The sequence below is a fragment of the Mycobacterium aquaticum genome, assembly GCF_002086485.1.
Taxonomy (GTDB): Bacteria; Actinomycetota; Actinomycetes; order Mycobacteriales; family Mycobacteriaceae; genus Mycobacterium; species Mycobacterium aquaticum.
In genome coordinates, this window is record NZ_MVHF01000035.1 from 1 (window position 1) to 23,071 (window position 23,071).

General features: G+C 65.4%; 24 protein-coding genes. 9 read left to right on the forward strand and 15 right to left on the reverse strand.

Going from position 1 to position 23,071, the window contains the following annotated elements:
- Positions 1 to 843, forward strand: an 843-nt coding sequence (locus BST13_RS26895; RefSeq protein ID WP_083167629.1) for an LmeA family phospholipid-binding protein, incomplete at its 5' end; no start/stop codon positions are given.
- Between the two features lie 4 nt (positions 844 to 847).
- On the opposite strand, the gene deoC is transcribed toward BST13_RS26895, so the two are convergent.
- From deoC to BST13_RS26925, 6 genes are all read right to left on the reverse strand, one after another.
- Positions 848 to 1,525: a deoxyribose-phosphate aldolase gene (deoC, locus tag BST13_RS26900; RefSeq protein WP_083167459.1), complete on the reverse strand. Its 678-nt coding sequence runs from the start codon at positions 1,523 to 1,525 to the stop codon at positions 848 to 850.
- Positions 1,525 to 1,950: a DUF2599 domain-containing protein gene (locus tag BST13_RS26905; RefSeq protein ID WP_083167461.1), complete on the reverse strand. Its 426-nt coding sequence runs from the start codon at positions 1,948 to 1,950 to the stop codon at positions 1,525 to 1,527. The genes deoC and BST13_RS26905 overlap by 1 nt, the downstream gene beginning before the upstream one ends.
- A 4-nt stretch (positions 1,951 to 1,954) precedes the next feature.
- Positions 1,955 to 2,239, reverse strand: coding sequence for a DUF2516 family protein (locus BST13_RS26910; RefSeq protein WP_083167464.1), 285 nt, complete (start codon positions 2,237 to 2,239; stop codon positions 1,955 to 1,957).
- Between the two features lie 78 nt (positions 2,240 to 2,317).
- The gene (locus BST13_RS26915) at positions 2,318 to 2,950 is read right to left on the reverse strand and encodes a heparin-binding hemagglutinin (protein ID WP_083167466.1); all 633 of its coding nucleotides are present in this window, start codon (positions 2,948 to 2,950) and stop codon (positions 2,318 to 2,320) included.
- A gap of 13 nt (positions 2,951 to 2,963) precedes the next feature.
- Positions 2,964 to 3,437, reverse strand: a complete 474-nt coding sequence (locus BST13_RS26920; RefSeq protein ID WP_083167469.1) for a helix-turn-helix domain-containing protein — start codon at positions 3,435 to 3,437, stop codon at positions 2,964 to 2,966.
- Between the two features lie 85 nt (positions 3,438 to 3,522).
- Positions 3,523 to 4,872: a DUF445 domain-containing protein gene (locus tag BST13_RS26925; protein WP_211296192.1), complete on the reverse strand. Its 1,350-nt coding sequence runs from the start codon at positions 4,870 to 4,872 to the stop codon at positions 3,523 to 3,525.
- 91 nt (positions 4,873 to 4,963) lie between these two features.
- On the opposite strand from BST13_RS26925, the gene BST13_RS26930 reads away from it, so the two are divergent.
- The 3 genes from BST13_RS26930 (at position 4,964) to BST13_RS26940 (ending at position 7,520) form a co-directional block, all read left to right on the forward strand.
- Positions 4,964 to 5,656: a TetR/AcrR family transcriptional regulator gene (locus BST13_RS26930; protein WP_064945276.1), complete on the forward strand. Its 693-nt coding sequence runs from the start codon at positions 4,964 to 4,966 to the stop codon at positions 5,654 to 5,656.
- 17 nt (positions 5,657 to 5,673) lie between these two features.
- Positions 5,674 to 6,552, forward strand: a complete 879-nt coding sequence (locus tag BST13_RS26935) for a polyphosphate kinase 2 family protein (protein WP_083167474.1) — start codon at positions 5,674 to 5,676, stop codon at positions 6,550 to 6,552.
- 110 nt (positions 6,553 to 6,662) lie between these two features.
- On the forward strand, positions 6,663 to 7,520 hold the full coding sequence (locus BST13_RS26940) for an endonuclease domain-containing protein (RefSeq protein WP_083167477.1): 858 nt from the start codon (positions 6,663 to 6,665) through the stop codon (positions 7,518 to 7,520).
- A 76-nt stretch (positions 7,521 to 7,596) separates the two neighbouring features.
- Here the strand turns inward: BST13_RS26940 and BST13_RS26945 are convergent, their stop codons facing one another.
- The 4 genes from BST13_RS26945 to BST13_RS26965 form a co-directional block, all read right to left on the reverse strand.
- Positions 7,597 to 8,472: a cyclopropane mycolic acid synthase family methyltransferase gene (locus BST13_RS26945; protein WP_083167479.1), complete on the reverse strand. Its 876-nt coding sequence runs from the start codon at positions 8,470 to 8,472 to the stop codon at positions 7,597 to 7,599.
- A 143-nt stretch (positions 8,473 to 8,615) separates the two neighbouring features.
- Positions 8,616 to 9,476 (reverse strand): 3-hydroxybutyryl-CoA dehydrogenase, encoded by an 861-nt coding sequence (locus BST13_RS26950; protein WP_083167482.1) that lies wholly within the window; start codon positions 9,474 to 9,476, stop codon positions 8,616 to 8,618.
- Positions 9,477 to 9,786: 310 nt separating this feature from the next.
- Positions 9,787 to 11,073, reverse strand: coding sequence for an isocitrate lyase (gene aceA / locus BST13_RS26960; protein WP_064945281.1), 1,287 nt, complete (start codon positions 11,071 to 11,073; stop codon positions 9,787 to 9,789).
- Between the two features lie 259 nt (positions 11,074 to 11,332).
- Complete coding sequence (locus BST13_RS26965; protein WP_083167488.1) at positions 11,333 to 12,154, reverse strand: acyl-[acyl-carrier-protein] thioesterase; 822 nt, start codon at positions 12,152 to 12,154, stop codon at positions 11,333 to 11,335.
- A 117-nt stretch (positions 12,155 to 12,271) separates the two neighbouring features.
- Here BST13_RS26965 and ramB point away from each other — a divergent pair, with 117 nt between their 5' ends.
- Positions 12,272 to 13,687 carry an acetate metabolism transcriptional regulator RamB gene (gene ramB / locus BST13_RS26970; protein ID WP_083167491.1) on the forward strand — a complete coding sequence of 472 codons (1,416 nt, stop codon included), beginning with the start codon at positions 12,272 to 12,274 and terminating at the stop codon, positions 13,685 to 13,687.
- 86 nt (positions 13,688 to 13,773) lie between these two features.
- Entirely contained in the window at positions 13,774 to 14,325 is a 552-nt protein-coding gene (locus BST13_RS26975; RefSeq protein ID WP_083167493.1) for a carboxymuconolactone decarboxylase family protein, read from the forward strand.
- Positions 14,326 to 14,332: 7 nt separating this feature from the next.
- On the opposite strand, the gene BST13_RS26980 is transcribed toward BST13_RS26975, so the two are convergent.
- Genes BST13_RS26980 through adh form a run of 4 tightly spaced genes read right to left on the reverse strand, consistent with a single transcriptional unit; the run spans position 14,333 to position 18,073 of the window.
- Positions 14,333 to 14,602, reverse strand: a complete 270-nt coding sequence (locus BST13_RS26980; protein WP_083167496.1) for a hypothetical protein — start codon at positions 14,600 to 14,602, stop codon at positions 14,333 to 14,335.
- Complete coding sequence (lpdA, locus tag BST13_RS26985) at positions 14,599 to 15,993, reverse strand: dihydrolipoyl dehydrogenase (protein WP_083167498.1); 1,395 nt, start codon at positions 15,991 to 15,993, stop codon at positions 14,599 to 14,601. Before lpdA ends, BST13_RS26980 begins: the two co-directional genes overlap by 4 nt.
- Positions 15,994 to 16,046: 53 nt before the next feature.
- Positions 16,047 to 16,547, reverse strand: a complete 501-nt coding sequence (locus BST13_RS26990) for a DUF779 domain-containing protein (protein WP_083167501.1) — start codon at positions 16,545 to 16,547, stop codon at positions 16,047 to 16,049.
- Between the two features lie 2 nt (positions 16,548 to 16,549).
- On the reverse strand, positions 16,550 to 18,073 hold the full coding sequence (gene adh / locus BST13_RS26995) for an aldehyde dehydrogenase (protein WP_083167503.1): 1,524 nt from the start codon (positions 18,071 to 18,073) through the stop codon (positions 16,550 to 16,552).
- Between the two features lie 61 nt (positions 18,074 to 18,134).
- On the opposite strand from adh, the gene BST13_RS27000 reads away from it, so the two are divergent.
- Positions 18,135 to 20,138 carry a prolyl oligopeptidase family serine peptidase gene (locus tag BST13_RS27000; RefSeq protein WP_083167505.1) on the forward strand — a complete coding sequence of 668 codons (2,004 nt, stop codon included), beginning with the start codon at positions 18,135 to 18,137 and terminating at the stop codon, positions 20,136 to 20,138.
- A gap of 75 nt (positions 20,139 to 20,213) precedes the next feature.
- Positions 20,214 to 20,942, forward strand: a complete 729-nt coding sequence (locus BST13_RS27005) for a gamma-glutamyl-gamma-aminobutyrate hydrolase family protein (protein WP_083167508.1) — start codon at positions 20,214 to 20,216, stop codon at positions 20,940 to 20,942.
- A gap of 4 nt (positions 20,943 to 20,946) precedes the next feature.
- On the opposite strand, the gene BST13_RS27010 is transcribed toward BST13_RS27005, so the two are convergent.
- On the reverse strand, positions 20,947 to 21,468 hold the full coding sequence (locus BST13_RS27010) for a MarR family winged helix-turn-helix transcriptional regulator (RefSeq protein WP_083167510.1): 522 nt from the start codon (positions 21,466 to 21,468) through the stop codon (positions 20,947 to 20,949).
- A 120-nt stretch (positions 21,469 to 21,588) separates the two neighbouring features.
- On the opposite strand from BST13_RS27010, the gene BST13_RS27015 reads away from it, so the two are divergent.
- Positions 21,589 to 23,049, forward strand: a complete 1,461-nt coding sequence (locus tag BST13_RS27015) for an APC family permease (protein WP_083167513.1) — start codon at positions 21,589 to 21,591, stop codon at positions 23,047 to 23,049.
- Positions 23,050 to 23,071: the final 22 nt, after the last annotated feature.

Consider the following 23,071-nt stretch of genomic DNA (forward strand, 5'->3'; position numbering starts at 1 on the left):
CCTCCCCAGGCCCCGCCGCCCGGATACCCGGCGGCCCCGCCCCCGGCGGCGTCGACATCGCCCGACGCGCCGAAACCGCCGTCGTCGGCGGCATCGAAGATCAAGAACCTGCTGTCGGACCCGCTCTCGATCGTGCTGGTCGTGGTCATCGTGCTGGCCCTGGTCGCCGCCGGATTGCTGGGCGGCGAACTGTACGCCCGCAAGCGTGCCGACAGCGTCGTCGCCGGTGTCGTGGCATGTGTCGTGCAGGACGACGCCAAGGCATCGTTCGACCCGCTGCCGCCGTTCCTGTGGCAGCACGCCACCGGGCACTACACGAACATCAACATCGAGACGGCAGGCAATCAGATCCGCGAGGCCAAGGGCATGAAGGTGGTGCTCGGCATCAAGGATGTGCGCATCCACGACACCGCCGATTCCAGCGGCACGGTCGGATCATTGACGGCCGACATCACGTGGTCGCTGGACGGCCTGAGGCAGACGGCCGCCAACATGGTCCAGCTGCCGTTCATCGGCTCGGCCATCACCGATGTGTCGACGAATGCCTCCGCGGGCACCATCCAGCTCAAGAGCATGCTCGGCACCATCACCGCCAAGCCGGTGGTGGCCAACAAGGGCATCGCCCTGCAGATCACCGAGTTGAACGCGATCGGGCTGTCGTGGCCGCGCGAGATGATCCAGCCGATCCTGGACAGCTTCACCAGCCAGCTGACCGACAACTACCCGATGGGTATCCACGCCGACAGCGTGCAGGTCACCGACAACGGGGTGAAGGCGCAGTACTCGACGCAGAACGCATCGATGCCCAAGGCTTCCGAGGACCCGTGCTTCGCGAAGCTCTGAGCAGCTAGGTCAGGGCGTCGAGCACGGCGCGGGTGCCGGACAGGCCCAGCCTGGTGGCGCCGGCGTCGAGCATCGCGACGGCCTGCTGCGCGGTGCGGATACCGCCGCTGGCCTTGACCCCGAGGCGCCCGCCGACCGCGCCTGCCATCAGTTCGACCGCCCGCACCGAGGCCCCGCCGCTGGGGTGAAACCCGGTGGAGGTCTTGACGAAATCGGCTCCGGAGTCCTCGCTGACGCGGCACACGTCGAGCAGCAGCCCCTCGCCGGAGCATTCGAGCAACGCCGCGGACTCGACGATCACCTTCAGCGTCGCCGCAGGGATGGCGGAGCGGACGGCCGCGACGTCGGCGGCGACCGCGTCGAGCTCACCTGCCAGCGCCGCCCCGACGTCGATCACCATGTCGACCTCGGCGGCGCCCGCCTCGGCCGCCAGGGCCGCCTCGTCAGCCTTGACCACCGAGAGGTGTTTGCCCGACGGGAACCCGGCCACGGTGGCCACGGCCAGGCCGTGCGGGCAGGCGGCCCGGGCAACCGGCACGAAGGTCGGCGAGACGCACACCGCGAACACCCCCAGCTCGGCAGCGTCGGCCACCAGCGCCGCCACATCAGCTGCGGTGGCCTCGGGTTTGAGCAGGGTGTGATCGACTAGCGCGGCCACCTGGGCGCGGGTGTAGTCGGACATCAGAACGGTTCCTCCGTACCGCCGGGATTACACCGGGTCGCCACCATCTGGTCAGGCGAGACCTGCGGACGCCACGGCTCCAGGTTCCAGCTGGTCTTACCGGGCTCGACGAGCTCGGCGAACGTCCAGTGACACAGGAATTGTTCGCGCATACCGGGCAGGTCGGCGTCCGGCGACAGGGTCAGCACCTCGGCCCATGCCTCGTCGGCCTGCGCGGTGGTGCCGGGTTGCGCGGCCAGCCGGCGCGCGACGTCGGTGGGATAGACCCGAAGGCTCGACAGGTCACCCCATTTGGCCCATTCCACGTGGTCGACGTACGGGTGCGGCGGGCCGGGGTCAGGCTCGGCGCCGGCCACCGGCGCGATGGCCAGCAGCCCGGACAGGGCCAGGCCGGCCGCACCGAGTGCGGCCTTCGGTGAGCGCATCGACCTACCGGGACTTTCCTTGGATCTCAAGCAGTTTGGGGCGCACATCGACCAGGTACACGCCGGTGGCGCAGGCCGAGATGGCGGCCCCGAAGGCGTCGCGCATCAACAGTTCGAGGAGTAGTCCCACTCCGAGGATGGCCAGCCAGACGGGCTTGGTGAGCTTGCCCGTGGCTGTGTAGGCGTCGGGCCGCTGGATGGCCGCGTGCACGAAGGCGTAGACACCGACGACGAACACCGCGACGACGATGACAGCAACAATGACGCCCGCAAGGTTGGCAAGTATCACCTCACCACCCTATGCGGGCGTCATCGTCAGTGCGAACGACCCGGCCCCGAATCATGCGGTTGCCGCGTCGGAACCGAATTACTTCTGGGTGACCTTCTTGGCCGGGGTGGCGGTCTTCTTGGCGGCCGGGGTGGCCGGAGCAGCCTTCTTGGCGGCCGGGGTGGCCGGGGCAGCCTTCTTGGCCGGGGCGGCCTTCTTGGCGGGGGCGGCCTTCTCGGCCTTCTTCGGCAGTTCGACGCCGACGAGCTTGGCGGCACGCTCACCGACGGCGCGGGTCTGCGACGCCACGGTGCCCAGCGCTTCCTGGGTCAGCTCGGTGACCTGGTCGGTGTATCCCTCGACACGGCTGGCGGCCTCTTCGATGGCCGGCTGGTTGCGCAGGCGCTCCAGGGCGGCCTCGCCACGCTCGACGAGCTTGTTGTAGGTCGCGGTGGCCTGATCGGCGTAGCCTTCGGCAGCCTTGCGCAGTTCCTCGGAGGTGAACTTCTCGCGGAGCTCGCCGAACTGGCCCGGCAGGTCTTCCTGCAGCTTGTTCAGGCGGGCACGGCTCTCCTCGACCCGGGTGTTGGCGTCGGTGCGGGCCTCTTCGGCACGCTCACGCAGGCTCGCGATGATCTCGTTCACGGTGGCCAGGGCCAGATCGGCGGCGCCGACGGCGGCGAACAGGGGGGCCTTGAGATCCTCGACGTTGGGCTGGTTCTTCTCGGTCATGTCGAATTTCCTTTCAGATGCTTGCAGTTGATGACGGGGGTGTTTGCGGTGTTTCGGGAGGCGTTTCCGGCACTGATTCCTGCGATGCCGGAGCCGGCGCAGCCTCTGCCGTGTCTTCGCTGCCCTCGTTCTGCTGACAGAAAGACGTGTATATGTCGAGCAGCACCTGCTTCTGCCGCTCGGTGATCGCGGTGTCGCCGACGATTGCGTCGCGGACCCGGTTGCCCTCGGTGGGTTCGAGGATCCCGGCCCGCAGGTAGAGCACCTCGGCAGAAACCCGCAATGCCTTGGCGATCTCCTTGAGCACATCCGCTGAAGGTTTGCGCAGTCCCCGCTCGATCTGGCTGAGGTAGGGATTGCTGACGCCGGCCTTCTCGGCGAGTTGCCGCACGGACACCTGAGCCGCTTCACGCTGGCTGCGAATGAAGCTGCCGATGTCCGAAGCCGCGTTGCTCACCACGGCTGCAAGATTCTCGTCCTGCGACATGTTGAGCCTCGTTCCGTTGGGCTTGCGCTGACAAAACCCACGGTACGACCTAGTGCTAACAATTGCAAGCACCTGCTAGCGCAGGTCAGAACAGTAGTTGACCGATCGTGTAGATGATCAGGCCTGCCAGCGCACCTACCACGGTGCCATTGATCCGGATGAATTGCAGGTCACGGCCCACATGGAGCTCGATCCTGCGGCTCGCCTCGTCGGCATCCCAGCGCTCCACGGTCTCCGTGATGATCGCTGTGATCTCCGTCCCATACTCGGTGACCAGGTGTTTTGCGGCCCGCACGATCCAGTTGTCGACCTTGTCGCGCAGTTCGGCGTCGTCGCGCAGCGACTCCCCGATGCGCATCACCGAATCCGCGATCCGGGTCCGCAGCACCGACGACGGATCGTCGACCGACTCGCCGATGATGCGTTTGGCCGCACTCCACGCGGTCTCGGCGGCGCGCGCCACCTCGTCGCGGGCCATGATCTGCTCTTTGACGTTCTCGGCGCGCTGGATCGTGGCGTCGTCGTTCTGCAGATCGTCGGCGAACTCGAACATGAAGCGGGTGGCCGACCGGCGCAGCTCATGGTCGGGATTGCGGCGCACCTTGTCGGTGAAATCCATCAGCTCCCGATGGATCCGGTCGCCGACCAGGTGGTCGACCCACCTCGGCGACCAGGTCGGAGAGTCACGTTCGATCACCCGCTCGATGACTTCACCTGCGTTGAGCGACCACTGGAAGGCCCGGTCACACAGCAGCTGGATCAGCGCCTCTTGCCGGCCCTCGGCCAGCAGCGTGGCCAGCACCCGCCCGATCGGCGGGCCCCACTTGGGCTCGGCGATGCGCTTGACGATCATCCGGTCCAGCACGTGCTGCACGTCTTCGTCGCGCAGCAACTCCACCCCGACCCGCAGCACGGTCGCACTCTCCGAGGCAACCCGCTCGGCATGGGAGCGGTCGCTGAGCCATTTGCCGATCCGGCCTGCCACCTGCGCGTCGCGCACCTTGGTCTCGATGACCTGCGGCGACATGAAGTTCTCCCGCACAAACGTGCCGAGCCCTTCACCGAGCTGGTCCTTCTTGCGCTTGATGATCGCGGTGTGCGGGATCGGGATGCCCAGCGGATGCCGGAACAGGGCCGTGACGGCAAACCAGTCGGCCAGCGCGCCCACCATGCCCGCCTCGGCCGCCGCGCGCACATAGCCGACCCAGGGTGGCGCCGCGACGCCGTGCGACTCTGCCCAGGTGCACACCAGATAGACCGCGGTGGCGCCCAGCAGGAAACCGAGCGCGACAGCCTTCATCCGCCGCAAACCCCGGCGGCGCTCGGCATCGGCCGTCGGATCGGCACCGGCCAGTGTCTCGGCGAAACTCGCTCGCGGAGCAGGAAGCGCACGCAAACCTGCTTCGGATCTATGTGCCACGCCTCCATCATCCACAAAGGCATGCCCGAGGGCTCGGTCCCACGGGCCGCCGGGGGTTGTTTCGCCGTACTATCAAGTGGAACTAGGGAATGGGATTACCGCGACAGTGGCACAGCAGACTCCGCCGGCGACGGTGAAGACCGATGGGCGAAAGCGGCGCTGGCACCAACACAAGGTGGAGCGACGCAATGAGCTGGTAGACGGCACCCTCGAGGCCATCCGCCGGCTCGGCAGCAACGTCAGCATGGACGAGATCGCGGCGGAAATCGGTGTCTCGAAGACCGTGCTCTACCGCTATTTCGTCGACAAGAACGACCTGACCACCGCGGTGATGATGCGGTTCGCGCAGACCACGCTGATCCCCAACATGGCCGCGGCCCTGACGTCCAACCTCGACGGCTTCGACCTCACCCGCGAGATCATCAAGGTCTACGTCGAGACGGTGGCCGCCGAACCCGAGCCCTACCAGTTCGTCATGACGAGCAACTCGGCGAGCAAGAGCAAGGCGGTCGCCGATTCCGAGCAGATCATCGCGCGCATGCTCGCGGTGATGCTGCGCCGACGCATGGCCGACGTGGGGATGGACACCGGTGGCGCCGAGGCGTGGGCATTCCACACCGTCGGCGGCGTCCAGCTGGCCACCCACTCGTGGATGTCGAACCCGCGGATGACCTCCGACGAGCTCATCGATTACCTGACGATGCTGTCGTGGAACGCGCTGTGCGGCATCGTCGAGGTCGGCGGTTCGCTGGAGAAATTCAACTCGCAGCCGCATCCTTCCCCGGTATTGCCGCCGTAGCTGCTTGACTAGGCCGCGTGAGCACCAGCGACAAGACCGATGACGATCTGCCGGCGCAGTGGAGCCACGAGCCGCACCACCACCTGGAGTTCCGTGCCGGCGACAAGGTCGTCGACATCGACCCCGACGCCACACCGGGATTCACGGGTTCCAAGCGCGACGCCCCCGAGCTTCAGGCCGAACGCAACACCCGGTTCGCGGGCCTGCAGGAGATGCTGTACGCGGGCAGCCGGGCCGGCGACACCCGATCCCTGCTTCTGGTGTTGCAGGGCATGGACACCGCGGGCAAGGGTGGAATCGTCAAACATGTTGTGGGAGCCGGTAATCCGCAGGGCATCAGGTATGCCAGCTTCGGCAAGCCGACCGAGGAGGAGCTGGCGCACCACTATCTGTGGCGGATCCGTAAGGCGCTGCCGCCGGCCGGGCACATCGGCGTCTTCGACCGATCGCACTACGAAGACGTGCTGATCGTCCGCGTGCACAACCTGGTGCCTCCGGACGTCTGGGAAGCCCGCTACGACGAGATCAACGCGTTCGAGAAAGAGCTGGTCGACTCCGGCACCAAGATCGTCAAAGTCGCGATGTTCGTCTCACTCGACGAGCAGAAGCGGCGGCTGGCCGAACGCTTGGACCGCCCCGACAAATTCTGGAAGTACAACCCGGGCGACATCGACGAACGCCTGCTGTGGCCGCAGTACCAAGAGGCCTACCAGGCAATGCTGGATCGGACCTCGACCGACTACGCGCCATGGCACATCGTGCCCTGCAACCGCAAGTGGTACAGCCGCTTGGCCATCCTCGAGCTGCTCATCGAGGCTCTCAAGGAGTTCGACTTATCCTGGCCGCCAGCCGATTTCGATGTCGAAGCGGAGAAGCGCAGGCTCGCTTCGGCCTAGCCAAATGCGCCGACACTACGGTTTTTGGCGCGAAATCCGTGAAATCGCGCCAAAAACCGTAGTGTCGCCGAAGTGGAACCGGGTGTCCGCCCGCTGCGTCGAATATCGGTGTGGGGGACATCATCATGGCGACCGAGGCACTCGCCGTCGGGGCCGTCAGCAGGTATGCGCTTCAGACCAGGTACCGCAAGCTTCACCAAAACGTCTATGTACCTGTGGATTTCACGCTCGATGCGCCGTCAAGGGCCGTTGCCGCATGGTTGTGGTCTGGCCGCAGCGCAACCCTGGCCGGATATTCCGCGGCAGCAGTCCTCGGCAGCAAGTGGCTCCCCGACGACGCACCCGCCGAGCTTGCTCGCATCCGGCACCCGTCGCCACCGGGCATCCTGATCCACACCGGTGCAATCGCTGACGACGAGGTCGATGTCGTCGACGGCATGACCTGCACCAGCGTCGCCCGCACGTGCTACGACATCGGGCGCCGCCGACCACTCGACACCGCGATCATCCAGATCGATGCACTGCTCAACGTGACCAACGTGGGGGTGGTGCGCGTCAGGAGCGTCGCCGAGCGCTATCCGGGCGCCCGTGGCATCCGACGGTTGCGCAGCGCACTCGATCTGGCCGACCCCGGCGCCGAATCCCCGCAAGAAACCCGGCTGCGTCTATTGCTGGTCCGCGGCGGAGTCCCGCGTCCCGTCACTCAGATCCCCGTGGCAGACGAGCGGGGACGGGTGCGCCGGCGGATCGATATGGGCTGGCCGCAGTGGAAGGTCGGCGTCGAGTACGACGGAGAACAGCACTGGACGAACCCCGAGGACCATGAGAACGACATCGTCCGGTTGGAATTTCTGGCCTCCCGCCGCTGGACGATCGTCCGGGTGAGCGCCCGGCAACTCCGATACCGAGGACCCGAGATCATCGCCCGCACCTGGGCTGCGCTGTATCGCGCGGGGTACCCCCGCTAAACGCACCGAGGATACGGTTTATGGCGCGAAATCCGAGAAATCGCGCCAAGAACCGTAGCCTCGGCGAAGAAGAGAACTACTTGACGAGCGTGAACTGCCCGATGTTGGTGATGCCACGACGGAAGAAGTCGGCGCAACCGGTCAGGTACTTCATGTACCGGTCGTAGACCTCCTGGCCCTGCATGGCGATGGCCTCGTCCTTGGCTGCTTCCAGGTTCGCCGCCCACATGTCCAGCGTGCGCGCGTAGTGCGGCCGCAGCAGGTGGGTGCGCTCCAGCTTGAAGCCCGAGTCGTCGGCAAGCTTCTCGATGTCCTCGACCGCAGGCAGCTGCCCACCGGGGAAGATCTCCTCGCCGATGAACTTCATGAACTTCAGGTCGCTGATCGTGAGCTTGATGCCGTTCTCACGGAAGAACTGCTGGGTGTGCGCCAGGATCGTGTGCAGCAGCATCCGGCCGCCGTTCTCCGGCAGGATGCTGTAGGCGCGCTCGAAGAAGATCGGGTAACGCTCGGCCTTGAAGGCCTCGAACGCGCCGATCGAGACGATGCGGTCGACGGGCTCGTCGAACTCTTCCCAACCCTGCAGCCGGATGTCGACGGTGCGGTTGGTGTCGATCTTGGCCAGCCGCTCGCGGGCCCACTCCGACTGCGCCTTGCTCAACGTGATACCAATTACGTTGACGTCAAATTTGGTGACGGCGCGCTCCAGCGCACCGCCCCAGCCGCAGCCGATATCGAGGAGGGTCATGCCCGGCTTCAGATCGAGCTTGCCGAGTGCGAGGTCGAACTTGGCGTTCTGCGACTCATCGAGTGTCATGTCCTCGCGCTCGTAATAACCGCAGGTGTAACCCATGGTCGGCCCGAGCCAGAGGGCGAAGAACTCGTTGGAGATGTCGTAGATCGACTGCGACTCCTCGTAGTACGGAGCGAGATCGGAATCGGCTTGTGACATGCGACGGTAACCCTTTACGTTTCTCTGCTGACAAGTAACCGGCCCAGCCGGCGCGTGGCGCCGCGCGGACTCAAAACCGAGCCAGCAGGCCCTACTGAAGGTAGGGTAGCTAAGCGCGGCCTTGAGTGCCAGCGCGGGTCCGTTCAGTAGGAATAGAAACCTTTGCCGGACTTCTTGCCGAGCTGCCCGGCCTCGACCATCCGTAGCAACAGCGGCGGAGCGGCATACAGCGGCTCTTTGAACTCCTCAAACATCTTGTCCGCGATCAGCTTTAATGTGTCGAGGCCGACCAGGTCAGAGAGCCGCAGCGGTCCCATCGGATGCGACAGCCCGGCAACGACAGCCTTGTCGACGTCCTCGATCGTGGCGAACCCGCCCTCGACCATCCGGACCGCTGCGAGCAGGTACGGAACCAGCAACGCGTTGACCACGAAACCGGACCGGTCGGCGCACCGCACGACCTGCTTCCCGAGCACCGAACTCGCGAATTCCTCGGCTCGCGAAGCGGCATCGTCGCTGGTGGTGAGCGTGGGGACCAGCTCGACCAGGGGCAGCACCGGCACCGGGTTGAAGAAGTGCAAGCCCAGGACCCTTCCGGGATTCTGGGTAACCGCTGCGAGTTTCATGATCGGAATGCTCGACGTGTTCGACGCCAGCACGGCGTCAGGGTCGGTGATCACCCGGTCGAGCTCGGCGAAGATCTTGCCCTTGACGTTCTCATCCTCGATCACCGCCTCGATCACGAGTTGCCGGTCGGCGAGATCGGCCATGCTGGTGGTGAATTTGAGGTTTGCCAGAGCGTCGTCTTTCTCCCGCTCCGTCACCTTGCCCGCGCTGACGCCGCGCTCCAATGACTTGGTGATGCGGTTGCGTCCGGCGGTCACGAGGTCGTCATTGGTCTCGAAGACCAGGACATCGACGCCGGCTCGGGCCGATACCTCGGCGATGCCCGCGCCCATCTGCCCGGCGCCGATAACACCCACACGTTCTATTTGATTGCTCACTACTTCACTTTCGTCTCAGGATCCGGACACGCGACAGGCCCCGCCCAAGAATTCTGAGCGGGGCCTGCTGCTGTCAACTTTTAGCGGCCGAAGATCAGTGGCTCCAGCTTGTCGGTTCCACTTCGCAAGCTCAGTGGCTCCAGCTTGTCGGTTCCACTTCGCAAGCTCAGTGGCTCCAGCTTGTCGGTTCCACTTCGCAAGCTCAGTGGCTCCAGCTTGTCGGTTCCACTTCGCAAGCTCAGTGGCTCCAGCTTGTCGGTTCCACTTCGCAAGCTCAGTGGCTCCAGCTTGTCGGTTCCACTTCGCAAGCTCAGTGGAACTGACCCTCTTCGGTCGAGCCCGCGAGCGCGGTGGTCGAGCTGGTCGGGTCAACGGTGGTGGCGATCCGGTCGAAGTAACCGGCGCCGACCTCGCGCTGGTGCTTGGTGGCGGTGTAGCCACGCTCCTCGGCGGCGAACTCGCGCTCCTGCAGCTCGACGTAGGCGGTCATCTGGTTGCGGGCGTAGCCGTGGGCCAGATCGAACATCGAGTAGTTCAGGGCGTGGAAGCCGGCCAGGGTGATGAACTGGAACTTGAAGCCCATCGCGCCGAGCTCCTTCTGGAACTTCGCGATGGTCGCGTCGTCCAGATGCTTGCGCCAGTTGAACGACGGCGAGCAGTTGTAGGCCAGCATCTGGTCGGGGAATTCGCTCTTGACGCCCTCGGCGAACTTCTTGGCCAGCTCCAGGTCCGGGGTGCCGGTCTCCATCCAGATCAGGTCGGAGTACGGCGCGTAGGCCTTGGCGCGGGCGATGCAGGGCTCCAGGCCGTTCTTGACCCGGTAGAAGCCCTCGGCGGTGCGCTCACCGGTGATGAAGGGGCGGTCGCGCTCGTCGACGTCGCTGGTGATCAGGGTGGCGGCCTCGGCGTCGGTACGGGCGATGACGACGGTCGGCACGTCGGCGACGTCGGCGGCCAGGCGAGCCGAGGTCAGGGTACGGATGTGCTGCTGGGTGGGGATCAGCACCTTGCCACCGAGGTGGCCACACTTCTTCTCCGAGGCCAGCTGGTCTTCCCAGTGCGAACCGGCGACACCGGCGGCGATCATGGCCTTCTGCAGCTCGTAGACGTTGAGCGCACCGCCGAAGCCGGCCTCACCGTCGGCGACGATCGGGGCGAGCCAGTTCTCGACGGAGGTGTCGCCCTCGACCTTGGCGATCTCGTCGGCGCGCAGCAGCGCGTTGTTGATGCGGCGGACGACCTGCGGCACCGAGTTGGCCGGGTAGAGGCTCTGGTCGGGGTAGGTGTGGCCGGAGAGGTTGGCGTCACCGGCGACCTGCCAACCCGAGAGGTAGATGGCCTTGAGGCCGGCGCGCACCTGCTGCACGGCCATGTTGCCGGTCAGCGCGCCGAGCGCGTTGACGAAGTCCATGTTGTGGAGCTGGTCCCAGAGCACCTCGGCGCCACGGCGGGCCAGGGTGGCCTCCTCGACGACGTGGCCCTGCAGCGCGACGACGTCTTCGGGGGTGTAGGTGCGGGTGATGCCCTTCCAGCGGGGGTTGTGATCCCAGTCGTGCTGGATCTGTTCCGGTGACTTGGGGGTGCCCACGGTCGACATAGGACTGCTCCTTCGGATTTGAGACGCTGCGGCGCGGGCCGATCTTGTTAACGCTGCAGCAGCTTCACTGATGTGCTAATCCGACGATGGCACAGCCCATATCCGCAGGTCCACCTGTTTCAGTTGCCAATTTTCGCGAAATGGCAGCGTTAACTTGCAAAGTTTGCGAAGAAATATGATGGCTGTACCGGTTCAGAAGCTACCCAGCGGTAACCGATTTGCGCAGGTCAGTACGCCCGTACTGTTAAACCGCGGGTGATCAGAGGGAGAACAGTGCGGCGATGGCTTTGGCCTCGTCGCCGACCACATATGTGAGCGTTATAACAGTCCGATCGGACAGCTCCGGACCGAACTTGTCCGTCGACCCCGCCGGGTACACGTGCGAGAGGATCTCCAGCTTCTCGCCGAGAGCCACCGCCGCGTCGTGCTCGATGGCCACCCGCAGTGGTCCGGCGAGCAGCTCCGGGTGGGAGTACAGGTAGTCCTCGATGACGGTCCAGTAGACCGAGTTGTTCATGTGGTCGAAGAGGTCGATGTCCGACACCCGGACCGGGTACTCCTTGACCTCGATGGCGTCGTCGCGGCTACCCGGCTTCAGGTAGGGCTTCCAGCGCAGCCGGGACTCGTCGGTGGTCCGTCGCAGACCTTCGAGGAAGTCGTCGGAGATGCGGGCCGGCCCCTGGGTCTCGCGGTTGATGTTGATCCAGAACGCCTCGGATTCCATGAGGCCGCCCTTGCGGCCGTCGATACGCACCCGCATCTCACACCACCGGTTCGACGTCCCCGAACACCAGCGCCGCATCCGCAGCATGTCCTGGAACTCGATCGGACGGATCAGGTCGATCATGGTCCGCCGGACGATCCACAGCGGGTGGGTCTCCTCGAAGCCCATCTCCCGCAGCTGATCGGACCCGATGTCCTGGATGTGGCGGCACGCGGCATCGAACCGCAGCCGGCCCACGCGGTCGATGTCGCCGACCCGCAGCGGCCACTCCCTGTCGAAGACGTCGGGATGCGGATCCGGTACCGGCATCATGACTTTGCCCAGTACGGCCGTCGGCTTGTCTGCGGAACCCGTCATCTCGATCTCCCCAATCGCTCGTCCAGACCGATCATGCCAGGCAGCCCGAGGCAGTCCCAAGGACCGTTATGCCAAGAATGCGAAGCTGGGCTTCACAGCGTTGTTACGCTGGTTGACGTGGCAAAAACCTTCGTCGGCTCGCGGGTGCGGCAACTGCGCAGCGAACGCGGTTTCAGCCAGGCCGCGCTGGCGCAGATGCTCGACATCTCCCCCAGCTATCTCAACCAGATCGAGCACGACGTGCGGCCGCTGACGGTGGCGGTGTTGCTGCGCATCACCGAGGTGTTCGGCGTCGACGCCACGTTCTTCGCATCGCACGACGACACCCGCCTGGTCGCCGAACTGCGCGAGGTGACGTTGGACCGCGACCTCGGCATCGATGTGGATGTCGCCGAAGTCGCCGACATCGTCAACACCCACCCGACGCTGGCCCGGGCGATGGTCAACCTGCACCAGCGGTACCGGCTCACCACGACGCAACTGGCCGCCGTCACCGAGGGCCGATATTCCGACAGCAGCGGCACCGGCGCGATCACCATGCCCCACGAGGAAGTTCGCGACTTCTTCTACCAGCGGCAGAACTACCTGCACGAACTCGACACCGCCGCAGAAGACTTCACCATCCGGATGCGCATGCACCGCGCCGAGCTCTCGCGCGAGCTCTCCGAGCGGCTCACGATGGTGCACGGCGTGCGCATCATCAAGCGAATCGACCTCGGCGACAACGTGATGCACCGGTACGACCCGCAGACCAAGACCCTCGAGATCGGTGGGCATCTCTCGTCGGGGCAGTACGTGTTCAAGCTCGCCGCCGAGCTGGCCTATCTGGAGTTCGGTGACCTGATCGACGCGCAGGTCACCGAGGGCAAGTTCACCAGCGACGAGTCCCGAACCCTCGCCCGGCTGGGGCTGGCCAACTACTTCGCGGCCGCCACCGTGCTGCCCTACCGGCAGTTCCACGATGTCGCCGAGAACTTCCGCTATGACGTCGAGCGCCTCTCGGCGTTCTACTCGGTGAGTTACGAGACGGTGGCCCACCGTCTTTCGACGTTGCAACGTCCGTCGATGCGGGGCGTGCCACTGTCGTTCGTCCGCGTCGACCGGGCAGGAAACATGTCAAAGCGACAGTCCGCCACCGGTTTTCACTTCTCCTCGTCTGGCGGCACCTGCCCGTTGTGGAATGTCTACGAGACGTTCGGCAATCCGGGCAAGATCCTGGTGCAGGTCGCCCAGATGCCCGACGGACGCAACTACATGTGGGTCGCCCGCACCGTGGAGCGTCGCGCGTCGCGATATGGCCAGCCCGGCAAGACTTTCGCGATCGGTCTCGGCTGCGAATTGCGCCACGCCAACCGCCTGGTCTACTCCGACGGTCTGGATATTTCCGGCGAGGTCAGCACGCCCATCGGGTCCGGATGCCGGGTGTGCGAGCGCGACAACTGCCCGCAGCGGGCGTTTCCCGCACTCGGCCGGGCCCTGGATATCGACGAACACCGCTCCACGGTGTCGCCGTATCTGGTCAAGAAGTCCTGATTGCGCCGACACTACGGTTTCTGGCGCCAAATCGGCGAAATCACACCACAAACCGTAGTGTCGCGAGGTGTGCCAGACTCGGCTAGGTGAGCACAACTGAGCCCGCCCGCATCGCACCGGGAGGATTCCGGGAGCTGGGGCCGATCAACTGGGTCATCGCCAAAGCAGGAGCACGGGCCATCCGGGCACCGCGGTTCACTCTCTTCAACGTGCTGGGTCAGCACAAGCTGCTGTTTCTGGCGTGGCTGCCGTCGGCCGGCCTGCTGCTCGGACCGTTCGGCAAGCTCACCCGCAAGGACGCCGAACTGGTGATCCTGCGCGTCGCGCACCTTCGTGACTGTGAGTACGAACTGCAGCAGCACCGCAGGCTGGCGCGCAGCCGCGGAGTGGACCGCGAAACCCAGGCCCGCATCTTCGAGGGCCCCGACGCTGAGGGCCTCACCGACCGGCAGCGCGTCCTGATCACCGCTACCGACGAATTCGTCGTCACCCGCTCGATGTCCTCGGAGACCTGGGCGGCGCTCTCGGCGATCCTCACTCGCACCCAGCTCATCGAATTCTGCATGCTAGCAGGACAATACGATGCGCTCGCCGCCACGATGGCGACGCTGCGGATTCCGCTGGACTTCCCGGACTAGAGCGGTCCTACAGGTACGTCACCCCGAGCACGGCGATCGAGAACAGCACCGGCGAGACCGGCAGCAGCCACAGGAACGCCGCCCACTCGTAGGCTTTCTGCTGGTACTTGCGCCTGCCCAGCAGGCCGGCCGCCACGGCGATCAGAAACGACACCGCAGCGACCACCAAAACCCACTGGTTGACGTAGCCGCTGTCGGTGGCCAACGAAATGGCCGTCAGCCACAGGACATGGCCGACGACCAATCCGCCGATCCCGGCAATGATCTCGTTTCTCAAAAGTTGATCATGTGGCCGGTGAGGCCGTGGAAGCATTCCTGCAGTGCTTCGGACAGGGTCGGGTGGGTGTGCACGTTGCGGGCCAGTTCGTGGGCGGTGAGGTCCCACTTCTGGGCCAGGGTCAGCTCGGGCAGCAGTTCGGAGACGTCGGGGCCGATGAGGTGCCCGCCGAGCAGTTCCAGGTGCTTCTTGTCGGCGATGAGTTTGACGAACCCGGTCGGGTCGGCCAGGCCGTGGGCCTTGCCGTTGGCGGTGAACGGGAACTTCGCCACCACCACGTCGTAGCCCTCGTCCTTGGCCTGCTGTTCGGTCAACCCGAAGCTGGCCACCTGCGGCTGGCAGAACGTCGCACGCGGCATCATCCGGTAATCCCCCAGCGCCAGCGTCTCGGCCCCGGCGATGGTCTCGGCCGCCACCACACCCTGGGCCTCGGCCACATGCGCCAGCTGCAGCAGCGCCGTCACATCCCCGATCGCGTAGATGCCCGCCACGTTGGTGCGCATGTACTCGTCGATCGCGATGGCCTTGCGGTCGGTCAGCGCCACCCCGGCGGCCTCCAGACCGTAGCCCTCGACGTTGGGGGCGAACCCGATGGCCTGCAACACCTTGTCGGCCTTGAGTTCCTCGGTCTTACCGTCCTTGCTCACGGTGACCTTCACCACCGACCCGTCATCGGCGATGGCCTCGACCTTGGTGCCGGTGAGGATCTTCACCCCGAGCTTCTTGTACTGCTTCTCGATCTCCTTGGACACCTCGGCGTCCTCGTTGGGCAGCGCCCGCGGCAGGAACTCGACGATGGTGACATCCACACCGTAGTTCTTGAGCACGTAGGCGAACTCCATGCCGATCGCGCCCGCCCCGGCGATGATGATCGACCCGGGCAGCTCCCGGGAGAGGATCTGAGTCTCATAGGTCACCACGTTGTCCGACAGCGTGGTGCCCGGGACCAGGCGGGTCGATGACCCGGTGGCGATGATCGCGTTGTCGAACGTGACGTTCTCGGTGCCGCCGTCGTTGAGTTTGACCGAGATCGACTTGGGCCCGGTGAACGTGCCGTAGCCATGGATCTCGGTGATCTTGTTCTTCTTCATCAGGAAGTGCACGCCGGCCACCCGGCCCTCGGCGACCTTGCGGCTGCGGTCGAACGCCGCGCCGTAGTCGAAACTGACCTCACCGCTGATGCCGAAGGTCTTGGCCTCCTTGGCAAAGATATGGGCCAGCTCGGCGTTGCGCAGCAATGCCTTCGACGGGATACACCCGACGTTGAGGCACACTCCACCCCAATACTTGGGTTCGATGATGGCGGTGTTCAGCCCCAGTTGAGCGGCACGAATAGCCGCGACGTATCCACCGGGACCGGCTCCGAGAACGACGACGTCAAAGTGGGTCACGCCCCCACCCTAGTGGGCGGGGCAATATCCTCACCGCGCGATCCGGCTGATTCCTATCTCTGGGGCACCGGGCAGGCATCTGACGCCTCGGCGACGATGTGACTGCCCGTGTCCGCCGGACGCTTCCCCGCCGCGTACTCGGCGCCGGTCAGCGGCGGGCACGCAGCGAGTTCGTCGAGTTCGGCGTCGGTGAACGCCCGTCCGCGCGACAGGAAGCGCTTGCCCTCGGGTGCCTCCAAGCTGAATCCGCCGCCACGGCCGGGCACCACATCGATCACCAGCTGGGTGTGTTTCCACGCGTCGAACTGCGGCCCGGAGATCCACACCGGCACGCCGAAGATTCCCTTGCTCCTTGCGTCCGCGGCCTCGCCGACGTCGAGGATGCCCAGCAGGATGTCGCGGTCCCCGACGATGAAATCACCGTCGGGGTAGCACATCGGCGACGACCCGTCGCAGCATCCGCCGGACTGGTGAAACATCAACGCGCCGTGCCGCTCCTGCAGGGTCGTCAGCAGGTCGGCGGCGGCTTGGGTGATGAGGGCTCTGCTCGTCATGTCTAGAAGAATCCCTGGGCCTTGTTGCTGTAGGACACCAGCAGGTTCTTGGTCTGCTGGTAGTGGTCCAGCATCATCTTGTGGTTCTCACGGCCGATACCTGACTGCTTGTAGCCACCGAACGCCGCGTGCGCCGGATAGGCGTGATAGCAGTTGGTCCACACCCGGCCGGCCTTGATGTCGCGCCCGGCGCGATAGGCGGTGTTGCCGTCGCGCGACCACACGCCCGCGCCCAGCCCGTAGAGGGTGTTGTTGGCGATCGAGATGGCGTCGTCGTAGTCCTTGAACGACGTCACCGCGACGACGGGGCCGAAGATCTCCTCCTGGAAGATCCGCATGTTGTTGTTGCCCTCGAACACCGTCGGCTGGATGTAGAACCCACCGGACAGGTCACCACCGAGGTCGGCGCGTTCCCCGCCGGTGACCACCCGAGCTCCTTCGGACTTGCCGATCTCGATGTAGGACAGGATCTTCTCGAACTGGTCGTTGGAGGCCTGCGAGCCGATCATCGTCTCGGTGTCCAGCGGATCACCCTGGCGTACCGCCTTGGTGCGGATGGCGGCCAGCTCCAGGAACTCGTCGTAGATGTCGGCCTGGATCAGGCTGCGCGACGGGCAGGTACACACCTCACCCTGGTTCAAGGCGAACATCGTGAAGCCTTCCAGCGCCTTGTCCTGGAAGTCGTCGCCTGCGGCCATCACGTCGTTGAAGAAGATGTTCGGCGACTTGCCACCGAGTTCGAGGGTGACGGGAATGAGGTTCTGCGATGCGTACTGCATGATCAGCCTGCCGGTGGTGGTCTCACCGGTGAAGGCGATCTTGGCGATCCGGTTGGACGAGGCCAGCGGCTTGCCGGCTTCCGCGCCGAACCCGTTGACGATGTTCACCACGCCCGGCGGCAGCAGGTCGCCGATGAGCGAGAAGAGGTACAGCACCGACGCCGGGGTCTGTTCGGCCGGTTTGAGGACGACAGCGTTGCCCGCGGCCAAGGCGGGGGCCAGCTTCCAGGTGGCCATCAGGATCGGGAAGTTCCACGGGATGATCTGCCCGACGACGCCGAGCGGCTCGTGGAAGTGGTAGGCGACGGTGTCCTCGTCGATCTGACTCAGCGAGCCCTCCTGCGCCCGGATGGCGCCCGCGAAGTAGCGGAAGTGGTCCACCGCCAACGGAATATCGGCGTTGAGCGTCTCGCGGATCGGCTTGCCGTTGTCCCACGACTCGGCCAGCGCGATGGACTCGAGGTTGGCCTCGATGCGGTCGGCGATCTTGTTCAGGATGTTGGCCCGTTCTGCGGGGGCGGTCTTGCCCCACGCCGGAGCGGCCGCGTGGGCGGCGTCCAACGCCTTCTCGATGTCGGCCTCGGTGGACCGCGGGATCTCGCAGAACACCTGCCCGGTGACCGGGGTGGGGTTCTCGAAGTAGGCGCCACCGACCGGGGCAATCCACTCCCCACCGATGTAATTGCCGTAGCGAGATTCGAAGGACATCAGGGCGTCGGCGGCCCCCGGGCGCGAAAACACTGTCATGACGGACTCCTCGTGAGCGGTGTAACACAGCTCACATTACGCGCGCGGGCACAATGTTGAGGTGGCAGATGACCCGTACATGTGGCTCGAGGACATCACCGGCGACGACGCCCTGGACTGGGTTCGAAAGCACAACGACGCGACCGTGGCGGCACTGGGTGGCGAGCGGTTCGACGAGCTGCGCGATCAGGTCCTCGAGGTGCTCGACACCGATGCGCGCATTCCGTACGTGGGCCGCCGGGGTGAGTATCTCTACAACTTCTGGCGCGACGAGGCCAACCCGCGAGGGATCTGGCGCCGCACCACGCTGGAGAGCTACCGCACCGATGAGCCCGACTGGGAAATGATCATCGACCTCGATGAGCTCGCGCGCACCGAGGACGAGAACTGGGTGTGGGCCGGCCCCGAGGTCATCGAGCCCGAGCACACGCTGGCGTTGATCAGCCTGTCACGGGGTGGCGCGGACGCCACGGTGGTACGTGAATTCGACATGCGTACAAGGGAATTCGTCGCGGGTGGCTTCGAGCTTCCGGAAGCCAAGTCCTCGGTGACCTGGGAGGACGAGGACACCGTGCTGGTGTGCACCGACTTCGGCGAAGGGTCGATGACCGAATCCGGTTACCCGCGGATCGCCAAGCGCTGGCGCCGCGGCGAGCCGCTGGAGAACGCCGAGACGGTGTTCGAGGCCGAACCGACCGATATCCGGGTGATCGCGAGTGTGGACCGGACGCCCGGATTCGAGCACACTCGCGTCGGCCGCTACACCGACTTCTACAACAAGCTGCGCTACGAGGTCCGCGACGGGGAGCTGACCCTCATCGAGGTCCCTACCGATGCGACGACATCGACGCACCGCGAGTGGATGCTCATCTCACTGCGCAACGACTGGCAGGTCGGTGACGTCACGCACCCGGCGGGCAGCCTGCTGGCCACCAATTTCGAGGATTTCCTCTCCGGCACAGGCGAACTGGCCACAGTCTACGAGCCCGACGAGCACAGCTGCCTGTCCGAGGCCAGTTGGACCAGGGACAAACTGGTACTGGTCACGCGCCGCGACGTCGCCAGCCACATCGAGATCGTCACGCCCGGAACGTGGGACCGCGTCGACGCGCCCGGAATCCCGGTGGGCGACGAGACCGTCGTGGTGGAGACCGATCCGCTGGGCGACGAGATCTTCTACGATTCAAGCGGTTTCACCACACCGTCGCGACTCTTGCACGGAACCGCAGGTGGATCGCTTCAGAAACTCAAGTCCGCACCGGCGTTCTTCGACGCCGACGGCATGGATGTCGCACAGTATTTCGCGACCTCGGCCGATGGCACCGCGATCCCCTATTACGTGGTCGGCCAGCGGTCGACACCGAGCCCGACATACCTCTACGGCTACGGCGGCTTCCAGAACTCGTTGACGCCCGGCTATTCCGGCGGTATCGGCCGGGCCTGGCTGGCCCGGGGCGGCACTTTCGTCTCCGCCAACATCCGCGGCGGCGGCGAGTACGGACCGCGCTGGCACACCCAGGCGATGCGGGAGAACCGTCACCTCGTCTACGAGGACTTCGCTGCCGTGGCAGCCGATCTGGTACGGCGCGGCATCACCACGGTCGAACAGCTGGGCGCGGCGGGCGGCAGCAACGGCGGCCTGCTCATGGGTGTCATGCTGACGCAGTATCCGGAGCTCTTCGGCGCCCTGGTGTGCAGCGTGCCGTTGCTGGACATGAAGCGTTACCACCTGCTGCTGGCGGGGGCCTCCTGGGTGGCCGAATACGGCGACCCCGACGATCCGGCCGACTGGGAGTTCATCTCGAAATACTCGCCGTACCAGAATATTTCGGATGATCGTCGGTACCCGCCGATCCTCATCACCACCTCGACGCGCGATGACCGGGTGCATCCCGGGCATGCGCGCAAGATGACCGCGGCCCTTGAGGCCGCGGGGCATGACGTGACGTACTACGAGAACATCGAGGGTGGGCACGGCGGCGCCGCGGACAACAAGCAGGCCGCTTTCAAGGCGGCGCTGACCTACGAGTTCCTGTGGCGGAAGCTGGGCGGCACGAAAGGCTGACCCGGCACCCTTGGCGGGACGCACCCGGACCAGGTATCGTTCGGATGCGAACAATCCCCCGAGACAGGAGTCTGCGTGCCCGTCAGGCGTCCGATCATCGCGATCCCGGCCCGGTTCTCCGCATCGGCCTCGGCCCTGCGGTACGGCGCCGAGGTCATGTCCCGCAAGATCGTCGAATCGGTCTACGCCGCAGGCGGCGAACCCGTCGTCATCCACCCGTACGCACCTGGCGGCCAGATCGGTGATGCAGAGGTCGCCGAACGGCTGTGGTTCGCCGAAGGCGTGCTACTGCCGGGCGGGGGTGACATCGCCTCGCATCGGTACGGCGCGGCGGCGAACTCCTCGGCCTACGACGTCGACGACGAGCAGGATGCCTTCGATCTCGCGGTCGCCCGGGTGGCCCTGGAGCGCCGGCTTCCCCTACTGGCGATCTGTCGGGGCAACCAGATCGTCAACGTCGCGCTCGGCGGGGACCTGATCCAAGACATGGACGATGCCGGTGGCAACCACCGGCACGTGACCCATCCGGTCAAGGTCGCTCCTGGCACGTTGATCGCCGACCTCATCGGTACCGGGCCGACCATCTCGTGCTATCACCATCAATGCATAGGCCTGCTGGGCAACGGGTTACGAGCCACCGCGCGCGCCGCCGACGACGTCATCGAAGCCGTGGAGCTCGAGAATCACGACGGCTGGTACGTCGGCGTGCAATGGCATCCGGAGGACACCGCCGACACGGATCCGGCGCAGGCCGCGCTGTTTTCGGCACTGGTCTCGGCGGCCCGCGACCGGATGTCTGCCTGAGGCGTCAGGCGGTCTCGTTGCCGGCCTGGTCCGTTGCCTCGACGTGCGTGATCAGATCCCGCAGAGTGCGGGTAAAAGTCTGGATCTGACGGCCGGACAGGCTGGCGACCAATTCCGACTCCACACTGTTGAACTCCGGGTAGATCTTTCGCATGAGGTGGACGCCGGTTTCGGTGAGCCGCAGCCGCACCAGCCGCCGGTCGTTCTTGTCCCCTTCGCGCAGCATCAGGCCGCGGCCCTCCAGGGTCTTGACGACACCGGTGAGCGTGGCTTTCGAGATGTCTGCCGATTCGGCGACATGACGGGCTTCCATCCCGTCCCAGATCCACACCACCCACAGCACCACGAAGCCGGTCCACGTGATGTCATGCTTGCGCAACACCCGATTGGTCAGTTCCTGCCGGACGGCGTTTGCCGCCCGGAAGAGATTCGACAACGCGTGCGCCGCGGTGAAATCCAGCGACAGCGAACTGACGTGGTCGGTCATCGCCTTCTCGGTTTCGGCGAGGGTGTGGCGGTCCGGCATGAGCCAAACGTTACCTGGGATCCGGATACCTGGGAATTAGCCCCAACCTCTTGACATAGTCGTTCGTACCCGTACGATTCAATTCGTTCGTTCCCGAACGATACCACGAGAGGTCACGCAATGACGCCGACGGAACAGTCGATTGCCCCGGTAGATGTGACCTTGCAACGACGTTCGCTCGGCGTGCCCGATGTCGTCTTTTTCGTGGTGGCCGCTTCGGCGCCGCTGACCGTCGTGGCGGGCGGGGTCCCGACGAGCTTTGCCGTGACCAAAGTGCTGGGCATACCGCTGGTCTACGTTCTGGTGGCCGCCACGCTGCTGATCTTCGCCGTCGGCTACGCGGCCATGAGCCGCCACGTCGCCAACGCGGGCGCCTTCTACTCTTATGTCGCCAAAGGGCTCGGCCGAACCTGGGGCGTGGCAGCCGCGTTGATCGCCCTCGTCGCCTACAACGCGATGCAGGTGGGGATCTACGGCTTGTTCGGCTTCGCGGCCGCCGGCGCCCTGCACCAGTTCCTCGGCGTGTCCGTCGCGTGGTGGGTGCCCGTGCTCGTCACGGTGGTCGTGGTCGGGATCCTCGGCGTGCTGCAGGTCGATCTCAACGCCCGGGTGCTCGGTTTCTTCCTGATCGCAGAATCTGTGGTGGTACTGGTCTTCGACATCGCCGGGATCGCCAAGCCTGCTGAGGGCATCTCGTTTCACTCGTTGGTGCCCAGCTCGCTCACCGGTGGCGCCCTGGGCGCCGCGTTCTGTTTCGTGGTCGCATCGTTCGTCGGATTCGAATCCGCCGCGATCTACGGCGAGGAGTGCAAAGACCCCCGCCGCACAGTGGCCCGCTCGACCTATGTGGCTGTCACGCTGATCGGGGTGTTCTATGCATTCTCGGCGTGGGCCATGACCGTCGCGGTCGGGCCGAGTTCGGTGATCGACACGTCGGTCGAACTCGGGCCAGGACTGCTCTTCGAGTTTAGTGCGCGCAATGTCGGCGGCTGGTTCTCCGATGTCGCCACCGTACTGTTCGTCACGAGCCTGTTCGCCGCGCTGCTCTCCTTCCACAATGCGGTCGCGCGGTACTTCTTCTCACTCGGACGCGAGGGCGTACTGCCCCGCAGGCTCGCGATGGTCAACCCGCGTACCGGCGCGCCGGTGGCCGGCTCGATCGCCCAGACCACGCTCGCGGCCGTCCTGGTAGTGGTGTTCGCCATCGCCGGAAAAGACCCCGTGCTCGCCCTGTTCACCTGGCTCACCAACGTCGGCGCCCTCGGCGTCATCCTGCTGATGGCGCTGACCTCGGTTTCGGTGGTGGTCTATCTGCTGCGCCACCGCAGCGTGACGGAGTCGAACCTGGCGCACGAGCTGGCCGGCGTGGTCGCGTCGGTCGCGTTGTTCGCGATGTTCATCCTGGCCGTGGCGAATTTCGATGCACTGGTGGGCACCACGCCGGATGATGCACTCAACTGGGTGCTTCCCGGCATCGTTGTCGCCGCGGGTCTCATCGGAATCGGATACGGCGAGTGGCTGCGACGCCGTCAGCCCGCAGTACACGCGGCCATCGGCTCCGGCGGACCCGCCGAGGCCTGAATCCCAACAACACAAGGGAGAG

Bases quoted from the DNA above. Each gene is read 5' to 3' on its own strand.
- BST13_RS26920 (WP_083167469.1), bottom strand. From the start codon at position 3,437: ATGTCGCAGGACGAGAATCTTGCAGCCGTGGTGAGCAACGCGGCTTCG.
- BST13_RS26945 (WP_083167479.1), bottom strand. From the start codon at position 8,472: ATGTCACAAGCCGATTCCGATCTCGCTCCGTACTACGAGGAGTCGCAG.
- adh (WP_083167503.1), bottom strand. From the start codon at position 18,073: ATGACAGTGTTTTCGCGCCCGGGGGCCGCCGACGCCCTGATGTCCTTC.
- BST13_RS27010 (WP_083167510.1), bottom strand. From the start codon at position 21,468: ATGCCGGACCGCCACACCCTCGCCGAAACCGAGAAGGCGATGACCGAC.
- aceA (WP_064945281.1), bottom strand. From the start codon at position 11,073: ATGTCGACCGTGGGCACCCCCAAGTCACCGGAACAGATCCAGCACGAC.
- BST13_RS26990 (WP_083167501.1), bottom strand. From the start codon at position 16,547: ATGACGAGCAGAGCCCTCATCACCCAAGCCGCCGCCGACCTGCTGACG.
- BST13_RS26905 (WP_083167461.1), bottom strand. From the start codon at position 1,950: ATGCGCTCACCGAAGGCCGCACTCGGTGCGGCCGGCCTGGCCCTGTCC.
- BST13_RS26965 (WP_083167488.1), bottom strand. From the start codon at position 12,154: ATGACGGGTTCCGCAGACAAGCCGACGGCCGTACTGGGCAAAGTCATG.
- BST13_RS26915 (WP_083167466.1), bottom strand. From the start codon at position 2,950: ATGACCGAGAAGAACCAGCCCAACGTCGAGGATCTCAAGGCCCCCCTG.
- deoC (WP_083167459.1), bottom strand. From the start codon at position 1,525: ATGTCCGACTACACCCGCGCCCAGGTGGCCGCGCTAGTCGATCACACC.
- BST13_RS27015 (WP_083167513.1), top strand. From the start codon at position 21,589: ATGACGCCGACGGAACAGTCGATTGCCCCGGTAGATGTGACCTTGCAA.